The sequence below is a fragment of the uncultured Hyphomicrobium sp. genome, assembly GCF_902826555.1.
Classification (GTDB): domain Bacteria; phylum Pseudomonadota; class Alphaproteobacteria; order Rhizobiales; family Hyphomicrobiaceae; genus Hyphomicrobium_C.
This window is the reverse complement of record NZ_CADEFI010000061.1, coordinates 145-12,626: the sequence shown is the minus strand read 5'-3', so window position 1 is coordinate 12,626 and position 12,482 is coordinate 145. Positions and strand designations below refer to the sequence as shown.

The following is a 12,482-nucleotide window of genomic DNA, read 5'->3' as shown; positions in this document are numbered from 1 at the left end:
GAGCGAATCGACGCCGCGCCAGTAGAAGCTCGCCTCGTCGACATCCGCCTCTGCGTAAAGCGGGGTTTCGCTGACGGCGATCGGCTCGGAAGTTCCGGGAGCGGTTGCGGTGACGCGGAACATGGCGACCTGATCGCCTTTCCTCACCGGGGGCTTCAGCGGGCCTTCGTAGACGATCTCTCCGCGCAGCTTCTGGTTGGCCGGATATTTTGGGAGGATGACCTCGAGATCGCCGTCGCCAGTCAGCGGCACGTAGAAATCCGTTCCGCCCCAGACGCGCGCATAGCCGATCGGCTCGCCGGCGTCGAACAGCTTGGCACTCGACACGCTCTTGGCACCCCACTCCAGCATGCGCCGCGTCTCGTTCTGGCGTTCCTTTTCGGATTCGAACCCCATGACGACGCCGATCAGGCGACGCCCGTCCTGCACCGCGGAGACCACCATGCCGTAACCGGCCTCGGCCGTGTGGCCGGTCTTCATGCCGTCGACGCCGATGTCGGCGGACAGCAGCGGGTTGCGATTGTAGAATTTGTGCTTGCGGTAAGCGAACTCGCGCTGGCTGAAGACCTTGTACTGGTCCGGGTAGGTCTTGATGATGTAGCGGGCCAGCTCGGCGAGCTCGCGTGCCGTCATCAAGTGCTCGGGGTCCTGCAGCCCGGTGGCGTTGCGGAAGGTCGACTTCTCGAGGCCGATACGCCGGGCCTCGGCTTCCATCATCTTGGCGAAGTTTGCGACCGATCCCGCCATGCCCTCGGCGACGGTGATGGCGGCATCGTTGCCGGACTGGACGGCGAGACCCTGAATCAGCTCGCTGATCGGGGTCTTGTTGTGAATCGGGATGAACATCGCCGCTGTGCCGGACGGCGCGCCGCCCGTGCGCCAGGCGTTCTCGCTGGTCTGGAACTCATCCTCGGGCTTGAGCTTGCCTTCCTTCAGCGCCTTGAAGAGCACGGCCAGCGTCATGAGCTTGCTCATGCTGGCGGGGGCTACCAGCTCGTCGGCGGCCTTCTGATAGATGATCGAGCCCGAATCGTAATCCATGAGGATCGCGTTCTTGGCCGTGGTCGAGAAGGCGCCTGATTGCTGGGCGAGCGCCAAGTCTCTCCAAACCGGCAAGAGGGCCAGCACGGCGGCGACCACCGTCAGAATGCGTCTCATCGGACTCCTCGCGCGCGCCAAGCAGAGCGGCGTTAACTATCTCCGCGTCCCGGCGCGAGTCAATGCGGGGACGCCCTTGGGTCACCTTACGAAGTGGGGTGTGCCCCGCCATGCGCCGCGTTCCGATCGGGGGAGCGGGCGGACCCGATCTCACAGTCCAGCGCTGCCCTCGCCTACAATCACGAAGGGCGCCCAGTAGCCGGGATGGGCGGTCGCTGCGTCAGTGCTGTCAGCCATCTCCAGCATGGCGCGTCGCATGGCCTCGGCGCGACCCAGTGTCTTGAGCTCCGGCGAGGTGAGGGCTTTCGTCACCAGAGCCACAGCGGCCTTCTCCTGCACCGACCAATGCGAGACGAGGAGCGAATGCGCCCCGGCATAGAAAAAGGCGCGGGCAAGTCCAGAGAGGGCTTCCGAGCTTTTCGCGCCGCCCGCAGCGGTGTTGCAAGCCGACAGGATCACCCAGTCCGCGTTAAGCTTCAGTCCCGCGACCTCGGACGCCGCGAGATAGCCATCGTCGGCTTCGCTTGCTTCGGAGGGAGGCGTCAGGACAAGACCCGGCTCGGCGGCGCTTCCTCCCAACTCGCCGGCAACGGCACCATGGGTTGCAAAGCTGACGACGACGTAAGACGTCAAAGTCTCGGACGCGTTCATCGCCTTGACCGTGGTTTCGGTGGCCTGGAGCCCGAGCTTGACGTCCTGCTCGCTGGCGCCGAGAGCCCGCGCCACGTCGCAGGACAAGTCGGCGGTCTGCGGCACCGGCGGCAGCTTGCGAAGCTTGTTCAGATCAGCCAACCCGCCGAGATCAACCTCTCGTCCGCTCCAGGCTGCAAAATCGCGGGCCGCGGCTTCGATTTGGCGCAGCTTTTCTACCGTAGCGCAGTCCGTCTTTCTTGCCGCCTCCCCCGCCCGACGCTGGTCGTCGGCATCGCCCGTCTCGCCGTCGAGCAGCGGATTGGCGAACGCCAGATAGGGCCTGCGGTTTCGCGTCTCCTGGTGCGGATTGCCCCGCAGTGCGTTGAGGCTCGACACCGACGGCAGCACGGTGATGGCGTGGTTGCGGATCAGCCAGGCGATCTTTGCCTCTTTGCCGTCTTGCGGCAGCTTCGTGACCAACACCTGAAACGGCAACTGTTGCAGCGGCCCCGACGGCACGATGAGCAGATGCTTGTCCTTGATCAGGTCCTCGATCTCGCCGAAAAGCGTTCTATACAGCGCGTGCGAGCGCGCGTGATCGAAGGGCAGCGGTTTGCCGGCTTTGTGGTCGGCCGCCGTATACGTCGTGTCGAGAAGCTCCACGCAGCGCGGATCCTTCGCACTCCATCCGCCACCATCCAGCCCGCAGCGTAGCGCCGCAACCTCTTGCTTCAGCGACGGTGTGCCGAGATCGGAGTGGACCCAGCGACTCTCCGTCTTGGTCACGGCCCAAATGAAGGTTTCTTCCGGAGTAGGTTTCCATTCCGGCGTGTCGAGGAACAGCACGAGGGTTTCGTCGTCGCGGAGCCGGGACTGCACATCAGCGATGCTTAGCGGAAGCGGATTTGCCAGAGCTGCATAATCCGGGAATCCGTTCGCGATCTGCGTGTCGATTGCAGCGATCCGAGCATCGATCGCGCCGAGCCGCGCAATATTGACGTCCTCGGCCTCCCTGTCGCGCTTTTCAGGCGCCTGCGATACGGCCGCGATGCGTAGCGTATCGCGCTGCTGCCACTCGCTGGCCAGGTCCTGTCGCTCCCGTACTCCGGCGGCGAGCTTTGCGTCGGCAACCGCTCCACGGGCAGCCATTTGCGCCAGCGATGCGGCCGCTCGCGAGCTGCGGGCCCATTGCGCAACGTCGAACATTTCGGCGCCAACATCCGACTTGTCCGTAGCGGCCATTCGATATTTGACTTTGACCAGACCGCTAAATCGATGACTCTTGAGTTGCGCGTCGCTTTGGCTCAGGCCTGTCGTGCCCGCGCTCAAAGTTTCCATTCCACGCTTCGAGCGACGGGCAACCAGATCGGCGGCTTGCTGCCAATATTCGGCGGCGTGCTTCCAATCGGATTGCTGGAAATAGAGGCCGGCAAGATTGTTGAGGGACTGTTCGACGTCGGGGTTGTCCGCGCTCAACGACCGTTTGCGCACCTCGAGTGCACGTTCATAAAGCGGCTTGGCCTCCGCATACCGGGCTTGGCTGCTGTAGAGCCATCCATAGGTGTTGAGAACCTCTCCCAGCAGCGGATGGTCCGGCCTGAGAGACGCTTCGACGATTGCGAGCGCGCGCTTGCAGAGCGGCTCGGCATCTGCGTATCGGCCCTGGTTCTCGTACAGCCAAGCCAGCCTTTGCAGCGCCTGCGCGACCGACGGATGGTCGGGACCAACGGTCAGCTCCGTGATGGCAAGGTCGCGCTCGTAGAGCGGTTCGGCCTCGGCATATCGACCTTGGCTGTTATAGAGGCTCGCAAGATTGCTGAGAGCAATGCCGACCTCGGGATTGTCGGGGCCGAGCGCTGCTTCCAGGATCGAGATGGCGCGCTTGTGGAGCGACTCGGCGTCGCTTTCGCGGCCCTGGACCTGATACAGTCCGGCCAAGTTGTCCAGCGTTTGACCGACGTTGGCGTGGTCGAAGCCAAGGGCATTCTCGAAAATTTCGAGCGCACGCTTGTAGTGTCGCTCGGCTTCGATGTGGCGTCCCTGCTTCTTGTAAAGCTCGGCGAGATTGTTGAAGAGCAGGCCGACGTTGGGATGCTGCGGGTCGAGCGCTTCCTGGAACACGGAAATCGAGCGCAGATAAAGCGGCTCGGCTTCCGAGTAGCGGCCCATGGTCTCGAAAAGCCCAGCGAGGTTGTTGTAGAGCGTGCCGAGTGTGACGTTGCCCGACGCCGGGAGCTTTTCGAGGATCGTCGTGGCGCGCCTGTAGAGAGCCTCGGCCTCGTCGTACCTGCCCAGTCGCCGGTCAAGTTCGGCGAGACTGACGAGGGCTTTGCCCACCGACGGATGGTCGGGACCATTGAGCTGCTCCGAAAGCGCCAGCGCTTGCCGAGCCATTCCGACGGCTTCGACATACCTGCCCATCTGGGCCAGCTCGACGGCTTGGCGATTGAGAGCGCCGATTTGATCGGCTTGCTCAGGGTTCGTCTGAGCCTTGGCGGCCGGATCGAGCACGAGCCACCATGCCAACACACCCCACGCCACGAGCGTTGCGAGACGCGCCATGACCGGACTTCCGCAATCGGATGATACAAATCGTCCGCATCATGACTCGGAGGCGTCACGGCAGCAAGCCGGCACGCGTGCTCGGCGAGAGCTGCGGTATTTCCGGCAGCAGCTCCTCGCTTCGGCGACTTGGGCCAATCGGGGCAAGGCGGCTCGTTTCGGGGCTGGCCGGATCGCTCGCAACAACCGCTGCAAGCTTCTGATATTCAGCCTAGTTCGAGGAGGAGGTCCAGTCTTTGCTCGGCATGAAGATGGTGCCGTTCTCGAAGGCGCGCGCGTCGTAGAAGGGCAGCTCACGCTCGAACGTCACGGTGATCGGCTTCGTATCTGCGGCTCCGCCCGATAGGCCGGACAGCCCGCCCGTGTCCCTCGCCAGCGTGGCCGTGAGCGTCAGCTCGTAAGGCCCCACCTCGCGGATGATCTGCTCGGGCTTCTCGTTGTCGCCGCGGGTATAGAAAAGGATCGATTCCGTGCGGCTCTCGCGGCCTGCGAGCGAGAGCGGCGCGAAGCCCGTGTAGCTGCGCGTGCGGGTGCGCTCCATGGACCAGACGCCGACCTCGGCTGCATAGAAGTGCTTGGTCTGCTTGGTCCGCGGATCGGTGACGGCAAGATCGAAATGCAGGACGGTGCCGGTCTGGGCGCCCGCGTTGGTGATGGTGACGGGCACCTGGATCATCTCGAAGTTCGAATTGGTGTACGGCGCGGCGTAGTAGATCACGCGGGGCACGTAGACCCGCAAGTCGGCGCTCCGCAGCGCACTATCCCAAAGGCTATAGCCCGAAAACAGCACGGCGACAGCCGACAGCAGCGTGGCGGCGAGGCTCCCTGAAAACTGGCGCGCGTTGTCCGTGGTGATGTCGGCCGCGTCCTGTGGCAGGCCGCCCCCTCTCGATACGCTCATACTGTCCCCTCTTCCCCTTGGAACTCCCGGCACGCAAATGCCTGTTCAATTTCGGCAAAGGTGTGGCTCGGGTTTCCCTCCCCGATCCGGCGCGGTGGCCGCGGTTGCGGCCGGACGGCTGGGGGGTGGGTAGGTTCCAAATCACCCCATCGAGTAGGACGATTGGCTGCGTTTTCCGATAGTTGCCGGCCCCCGCGGGCGTCCTTTATACCAATCGACTAAGGTCGGGCACTCCACAGAGCCCCGGCGGGGCCAACTCGCCAGGGTCACTAAAAAACGTGGAGGCCACCCCGGGGGAAACATTGCCATGCCAAATACCAAGGTCATGTCGGCCGATGACGCCATCGCGCTCATCAACGACAACGACGTCATCGCGACGACTGGCTTCGTGCAAAGCTGCATTCCCGAAATGCTGCACGCAGCCCTCGAGAAGCGTTTCGTGGCATCCGGGGCCCCGCGGGACCTCACGCTCATCATGTGCGCGGGTGCTGGCGACAGCAAAGGCCTCGGCACCGGGCGGCTTCACCACGAAGGCCTTCTGAAGCGCGTCATTGCTGCCAACTTCGGCCGCATGCCCAAGGTCGCGGAGGCGGCCCAGAACAACAAGATCCAGGGCTACAATCTGCCCCAGGGCGTCATCTCGAAGCTCTATCGCAGCTGCGCCTCGGGAAGTCCGGGGCTTTTCACGCGCGTCGGCCTGCACACCTATGTCGATCCGCGGCTCGGCGGCGGCAAGGTCAACACGGTCACCAAGGAAGACCTCGTCAAGCTGGTCGAGGTCGATGGCAAGGAGTGGCTGTTCTACAAGGCGACGCCGATCAACGCGGTGCTCATCCGTGCGACCAGCGCCGATCCGCTCGGTAACCTCAGCATGGAGAAGGAAGCGCTGACGCTCGACGTGCTGGCGCAGGCCATGGCCGCGCACAACAACGGCGGCGTCGTCATCGCCCAGGTCGAGCGCCTGGTCGCGGACGGGTCGATCAAACCCAAGAACGTCAAGGTGCCGGGCATCCTGGTCGATGCGGTCGTGGTCGCCGATCCGCCCGAGATGCACCGCATGAACTACGGCGTCATCTACGATCCGGCACTTGCCGGCGAGGTGCGCGTCACGGTCGACAACCTGCCCTGCATGGAGCTCGACGAGCGCAAGATCATTGCGCGCCGTGCCGCCTTCGAGCTGCCGCCCAACGGCGTCATCAATCTCGGTGTCGGTGCGCCCGACGGCGTCGCCAACGTCGCCAACGAGGAGAAGGTGACGCCCTATCTCGTCATGACGACGGAAGCCGGCGCGGTCGGCGGCGTGCTGGCCGGCGGATCGAGCTTCGGCTCCTCGGCCAATGCGCATTCGATCCTCGACCAGAACCAGATGTTCGACTTCTACCATGGCGGCGGGCTCGATCTCACCTGCCTCGGCATGGCGGAATGCGATAGTCTCGGCAACGTCAACACGAGCAAGTTCGGCGGCAAGCTCAACGGCTGCGGCGGCTTTATCGACATCTCGCAGAACGCGCGGGCGGTGGTGTTCGCCGGGACGTTCACGGCGGGCGGGCTCGAGATCGCGATCGAGGACGGCAAGCTCAAAATCGTCAAGGAAGGGCGCGCCCGGAAGTTCGTGAAGCAGGTCGAGCAGGTGACGTTCTCGGGAACGTATGCCGCGCAGAAAGGGCAGCCCGTCATCTATGTCACGGAGCGCTGCGTGTTCCAGCTCACCGACCACGGTCTCGAGCTGATCGAGGTGGCACCCGGCATCGACATCGAGCGGGACATCCTTCCGCACATGGCGTTCAAACCGCACATTCACAAGCCCGTGACGATGAATCCGGCGATCTTCCGTGACGAGCCGATGGATCTGCTGTCCGATCTTCTCAACCTCAAGCTCAAGGATCGCATCAACTACGATCCGGCCAAGAACCTGCTGTCGCTCAATCTCGCAGCCTGGAGCGCGCGCAAGAAGAGCGACGTCAGCGATCTCAAAACGGCGATCGTCGACGCCTGCAAGGCGGCAGGCCGGCGCGTCAATGCGGTGGTCAACCAGGACGGATGCCGCATCGCCGAGGATCTCTATGACGACTACGCGGACATGGTCGCGTATGTGAACAAGAACCACTACGAGCGCATGGCGCGCTATGCGACGAGCGCCATCACGCGCCAGAAGCTGCAGGACGCGTTGAGACGGCGGGGGCTCGAGACGCGGGTCTACGAGCGCGCCGAGGATGCGCGTGCGGCGCTGGAGCTGGAGCCCGTCTGATCGGCTCGGCGCCGATCCCCATCGAGGATGGCTTTGACGCCCCGCCACGCAACACCGTGGCGGGGCGTCATGTCTTTCGGTGGCGCGCGCTCTCTCGAAGTTTTGTTGCATATAATAATGTTATTTTACGGAGTTAATTCCGCATATTATCAAGTTTAGCGAATATTTTAGTATAGCGGCATACCTTGAGAGTGATCCGCCTACGCCATAAATCTTAAGGCCTGCCGTCATGCATTCCATCAAGGGACGTCTTTTCTCCGCCCTCGGCGCCGTTTTTGCCGCGCTCGTGTTCGTCGCCGGTATCGGCTACTACGCCGCCAACGTCGCAAACACCGGGCTGCACAGCGTGTTCGTCGACCGCGTCAAGCCGCTCCGAGAACTCAAGGTCGTCGCCGATCTCTATGCGGTGAATATCGTCGACACGGCCCACAAGGTGCGCAATGGCAATATCGGGTGGGATGCAGGGCTCGAAGCCGTCGCCAAGTTGACCGGCGATATCGCCCAGCGTTGGGCCGCCTACAAAGTCCACACGACGACAGCCGACGAACAAGGTTTGGCCAGCGACGCCGAGCGGCTCATGTCGCAAGCGGATGTTGCGGTCGCCGATCTCGAGCAGATCCTCAGAAGTCACGACCGGGCGAAGCTCGATACCTTCGTCGTCGATCAACTCTATCCCGTCGTCGATCCCCTGAGCGATGCCATCAGCAAGCTCGTGTCGCTGCAGATCGACGAGGCGGACCGTCTGTTCCGGTCCTCGGCGTCGAGTTTCCATCAGGCGCAATGGGGGCTGGTCCTGGCGCTGATCCTGGCGACGCTTTCCATCGGCTTTGCGCTCTGGACGGCAGCGTTCGGCGTCGCGCATCCCCTCGCCGCCATCACCGACTGCATGTTGCGCCTCGCCAATGGGGAGCGCGGCTTGACGATTCCGGGCGCCGGACGCAAGGACGAAGTGGGATCCATGGCGCATGCGGTGCAGGTGTTCCGCGACAACGCCGAAGAGACGCTGCATCTGCGCGAGGAGCAGAAGGTCGCCGAGGAGCGCGCAGCGGAGCTGCGCAAGGCAGACATGCAACGCCTTGCTTCGGAGTTCCAGGCTGCCGTCGGTAGCATCGTCGAGAGCGTTTCGGATTCCTCTATGCAGCTCGAGATGGCCGCGAACGCACTCACGCAGACGGCGGATTCGACACAAGAGCGCTCCGGTATCGTTGCCGCAGCCTCGGAGCAGACATCCGCCAACGTGCGCGGCGTGGCCGCTGCGTCCGAGCAGCTTGCCGCGACGGTGCTCGAGATCAGCCGGCAGGTCGAGACCAGCAGTTCCATTGCAAGCGAAGCAGTCAAACAGGCCGAGACGACAAACGCCCGCGTGACCGAGCTTTCACAGTCGGCGGATCGGATCGGCGACGTCATCGGCCTCATCAACACGATCGCCGGCCAGACCAACCTGCTTGCCCTCAACGCCACGATCGAAGCGGCTCGTGCCGGCGACGCCGGTAAAGGCTTCGCGGTGGTGGCTCAGGAAGTGAAGGCGCTCGCCTCGCAGACGGCAAAGGCCACGAACGACATCGCGACGCAGATCTCGAACATGCAGTCGGCGACCCGCGATGCCGTCGTCGCCATCAACGAGATCACGACAACGATCAATAAAATGTCGGAGATTGCCGGCACCATTTCCGCGGCAGTGGAGCAGCAGGGCGAGACGACGCAGGAAATCAGCCGCAACGTCCTGGAAGCCGCAAAAGGCACAGCCGAGGTCGCCTCCAGCATCACCGATGTGAGCCGCGGCGCATCCGAAACCGGAGCCGCGTCCGGCGAAGTGCTGTCGTCGGCGCAATCGCTGTCCGGGCAGAGCCGCAACCTCAAGACCGAGGTCGAGAAGTTCCTCGACACCGTGCGCGTGGCCTAGGCTTGGCGTGCAACGCAACCACGACCAAGGGCGGCCAGGTGCCGCCCTTTTTCATTTTACCGGCGTCTCACACGACGTTGTCGTCGGGCGCGCGGACACTCAGCGCATCGGACAGGATCTCGAGTGCCTTGGAAAGTTGAGCGCGCCCGCGCGCGGCGCCGAGCGCGAGGCGAATGGCGTTCGGAGGCGTGGCATCGGTTGCAAAGGCCTCGCCGGTCACGACGGCAAGGCCCTTCCCGTGCAGGTGGGCGGCAAAGCGCTCGGCCGGCCAGCTCGCGGGAAGCGGCAACCAGATGTGGTGCCCGTTCGGATGCCCGGCGTAGGGGTGGCGCCCCAACACCTCGCGGGCGAGCACCTGACGCGCGGCCGCCTCGGCGCGTACGGCTTCAACGACGGCGTTCGCCGTGCCGTCACGCAACCAGCGCGTCGCAACGGCCGCCATGAGCGGAGCCGGCATCTGCAGCGTGGCACGGAAGAGGCTCGCGATGCGTACGGCTGCCGCGCTGTCCGGAACGGCGACCAGCGACGTGCGGAAGCCCGGTGCGAGGCATTTCGAAAGGCTGGCTGCGAGATAGGCGCGCTCAGGGACGAGCGCCGAAATCGGTGGCGGGCCGGGCGCCAGGAACGAGTACGGGTCGTCCTCGATCAGCATCAAGCCCCGCTTGCTGATGATCTCGGCAATGCGCGCGCGCCGTTCGGCCGACATGGTGGCCGTGGTCGGATTGTGAAGCGTCGGCATCAGGTAGACAGCTTTCGCCGCGCCGGCCCGGGCGGCGCGATCGAGGCCCGCCGGCGCGATGCCCTCCTCATCCATGTCGATGCCGATCAGGCGTACGCCGGCCGCCGCCGCCGCGGCCTTGAAGCCGGGATAGGTCAGACGCTCGGTGATGACTGTGTCTCCGGGCGCGATGTGAGCGAGGAGGATGCAATAGAGCGCCGCCTGCGTGCCGGGCGCGAGGACGAGGCGGTCGGGCGTCAGGCCGGGCACGAGTCGCTGCATCCATTCCGCGGCCGCCTGGCGCTCGGCCGCGGTGCCGCCCGGCTGCTGATAGGTCAGATAGGCCGCGAGACCGGACTCGGCGCGCACGGCGGCCAGCGTCTGTGCGAGGCGTCCGTCGAGATCGGCCTCGGCCGGCTGCGGCGGCAGGTTCATGGACAGATCGATACCAGGCGCTGCCGGCCCACGCGGTCCGGGCTGCTGGCGCGCCTTGACGAAAGTTCCGCGTCCAACGGTGGCTTCCGTCAGTCCCTGACGCTGGGCTTCGGCATAGGCCCGCGTCACGGTCGTCAGGTCGATGCCGAGGGCTTTGGCGAGCGCGCGATGGGTCGGAAGGCTCTGGCCCTGGTGCAGCCGGCCGGACGCGATGTCGTCCTGGAGCGCGCCGACGATCCGTTGGTACAATGGTCCCTGGCGGTCGCTAATTGTAGGTGTCCATTCCATACAAGTGGGTCACATCGCGCGTTGCCGTTCCATACAATCGCGTTTATCACTTTCGTCATCGAACGACAACACGCACACGGGAGGATCCCATGACCGCCGCAGCAGAGCCCACCATGACGACCGCGCTCGTACGCGGGGCCTCCTGCAAGTGCCCCAAGTGCGGAGAGGGGCGGCTGTTCCGCAAATATCTCAAGGTGGCCGACACGTGCGAAGTCTGCCACGAGGAATTTTCCCATCACCGCGCGGACGACATGCCGGCCTATATCGTGATGTCGATCGTCGGGCACATTGTGGTCGGGGGCGTGCTGTGGGCGGAGTTCAATTACGCCTGGCCGGCCTGGCTGCATCTCTCGATCTGGCTGCCGCTGACAGTGATCCTCACGCTCGGCCTTCTGCAGCCCGTGAAGGGCTTCATCGTGGCGCTGCAGTGGGGGCTCAAGATGCACGGCTTCGCGACCAGCCGGCAGCCGCGCGCAGTTCCCGTGACGGTGCCTGTAAACTAAAAGGCGGCCGCCACCGTATACGGGGACGGTCGTACGAAACCGACCGCCCGTTCCGGTTTTTCTTTTCCCCATGAAAGCTCGACAATGAGCCTCCCCGCCGACAGTCTGTCGCTGCGCCATGCACTTCTCGCGCTGGCGGTTACGGCTGTCTGGGGCTCCAACTTCGTCGTCATCCATATCGGGCTCGAGCACCTGCCGCCGCTCCTGTTCGCGGCTCTGCGCTTCCTCTGTGCCTTTCTCCCTGCAGCGTTGTTCCTCAAGCGGCCCGACGTTCCGTGGCGTAATCTTGCGGCCTATGGGTTGCTGGTCGGCGCCGGGCAGTTCGGCGTGCTTTTCATCGCCATGAACGGGCACATCACGCCGGGCCTCGCCTCGCTCGTGGTGCAGACACAGGTGTTCTTCACGATCGGGCTTGCCATGGTGCTGTCGGGTGAGCGCGTGCGGCCGTTCCAGGTCGCGGCGCTGCTGATCACGCTGGTTGGGCTTTCGATCATTCTCCTACACACGGACGGCAGCACGACCGGGCTCGGGCTGGCGCTCGTTCTGGTGGCCGCGGCCTCCTGGGCCGGAAGCAACATCGTCGTGCGCGCGACGCCGGGCGTGGACATGGTCGCCTATGTGGTGTGGGCGAGCCTGTTCACCGTGCCGCCGCTGCTTCTGCTCTCGCTTGTCTTCGAAGGCTGGCCGGCGATGCGCGACGGCCTCGCCAACGCGGATGCGGGGACGTGGGCGGCCGTGCTCTGGCAGTCCGTCGGCAACACCATGTTCGGCTACGCCATGTGGGGCTGGCTGCTCTCTCGCTATCCCGTGGCGACGATCGCGCCGATGGCGCTGCTGGTGCCGATTTTCGGCATGGGTGCGTCGGCGCTCTGGCTCGGAGAGCCACTGCAGAGCTGGAAGCTCGCGGCGGCCGGGCTCGTCATGGCGGGACTCGCGCTCAATCTCCTGTGGCCGAAGCTTGCGGCCCAGCTCCGCCGGCGGGAGACCCCTCGCCCTCTTCCGATGCCGCCTTCGGCGTGAGGGCATCTTCGCGCGCCTTCGGCGTACCTTCTTTCTCGCGCGCCTTCGGCACGACTTCCTCGCGCGCCTTCGGCACGACTTCCTCGCGCGCCTTCGGCACGACTTCCTCGCGC

Annotated in this window: 8 protein-coding genes; 4 read left to right on the top strand and 4 right to left on the bottom strand. The window is 64.6% G+C overall.

Going from position 1 to position 12,482, the window contains the following annotated elements; genetic code table 11:
• From QZV93_RS16865 to QZV93_RS16855, 3 genes are all read right to left on the bottom strand, one after another.
• Positions 1-1,158, bottom strand: a 1,158-nt coding sequence (locus tag QZV93_RS16865; RefSeq protein ID WP_295559808.1) for a D-alanyl-D-alanine carboxypeptidase family protein, incomplete at its 3' end; no start/stop codon positions are given.
• A gap of 150 nt (positions 1,159-1,308) precedes the next feature.
• Positions 1,309-4,353: a tetratricopeptide repeat protein gene (locus QZV93_RS16860; RefSeq protein ID WP_295559806.1), complete on the bottom strand. Its 3,045-nt coding sequence runs from the start codon at positions 4,351-4,353 to the stop codon at positions 1,309-1,311.
• A gap of 211 nt (positions 4,354-4,564) precedes the next feature.
• The gene (locus QZV93_RS16855; RefSeq protein ID WP_295559804.1) at positions 4,565-5,254 is read right to left on the bottom strand and encodes a hypothetical protein; all 690 of its coding nucleotides are present in this window, start codon (positions 5,252-5,254) and stop codon (positions 4,565-4,567) included.
• Between the two features lie 307 nt (positions 5,255-5,561).
• On the opposite strand from QZV93_RS16855, the gene QZV93_RS16850 reads away from it, so the two are divergent.
• Both QZV93_RS16850 and QZV93_RS16845 read left to right on the top strand, forming a co-directional pair.
• Positions 5,562-7,502, top strand: a complete 1,941-nt coding sequence (locus QZV93_RS16850) for a CoA-transferase (RefSeq protein WP_295559802.1) — start codon at positions 5,562-5,564, stop codon at positions 7,500-7,502.
• Between the two features lie 229 nt (positions 7,503-7,731).
• Positions 7,732-9,405 (top strand): methyl-accepting chemotaxis protein, encoded by a 1,674-nt coding sequence (locus QZV93_RS16845; protein ID WP_295559800.1) that lies wholly within the window; start codon positions 7,732-7,734, stop codon positions 9,403-9,405.
• A 67-nt stretch (positions 9,406-9,472) separates the two neighbouring features.
• Here QZV93_RS16845 and QZV93_RS16840 read toward each other — a convergent pair whose 3' ends face one another.
• The gene (locus tag QZV93_RS16840) at positions 9,473-10,807 is read right to left on the bottom strand and encodes a PLP-dependent aminotransferase family protein (protein WP_295559798.1); all 1,335 of its coding nucleotides are present in this window, start codon (positions 10,805-10,807) and stop codon (positions 9,473-9,475) included.
• A gap of 26 nt (positions 10,808-10,833) precedes the next feature.
• On the opposite strand from QZV93_RS16840, the gene QZV93_RS16835 reads away from it, so the two are divergent.
• Together QZV93_RS16835 and QZV93_RS16830 are read left to right on the top strand one after the other, a co-directional pair.
• Complete coding sequence (locus tag QZV93_RS16835; RefSeq protein ID WP_295559796.1) at positions 10,834-11,349, top strand: DUF983 domain-containing protein; 516 nt, start codon at positions 10,834-10,836, stop codon at positions 11,347-11,349.
• 84 nt (positions 11,350-11,433) lie between these two features.
• Positions 11,434-12,369, top strand: coding sequence for an EamA family transporter (locus tag QZV93_RS16830; protein WP_295559794.1), 936 nt, complete (start codon positions 11,434-11,436; stop codon positions 12,367-12,369).
• Positions 12,370-12,482: the final 113 nt, after the last annotated feature.

What these genes read in the sequence shown, in the direction of transcription:
- QZV93_RS16860 (WP_295559806.1), bottom strand. Translation starts at nt 4,353, where the DNA reads ATGGCGCGTCTCGCAACGCTCGTGGCGTGGGGTGTGTTGGCATGGTGG.
- QZV93_RS16855 (WP_295559804.1), bottom strand. Translation starts at nt 5,254, where the DNA reads ATGAGCGTATCGAGAGGGGGCGGCCTGCCACAGGACGCGGCCGACATC.
- QZV93_RS16850 (WP_295559802.1), top strand. Translation starts at nt 5,562, where the DNA reads ATGCCAAATACCAAGGTCATGTCGGCCGATGACGCCATCGCGCTCATC.
- QZV93_RS16845 (WP_295559800.1), top strand. Translation starts at nt 7,732, where the DNA reads ATGCATTCCATCAAGGGACGTCTTTTCTCCGCCCTCGGCGCCGTTTTT.
- QZV93_RS16830 (WP_295559794.1), top strand. Translation starts at nt 11,434, where the DNA reads ATGAGCCTCCCCGCCGACAGTCTGTCGCTGCGCCATGCACTTCTCGCG.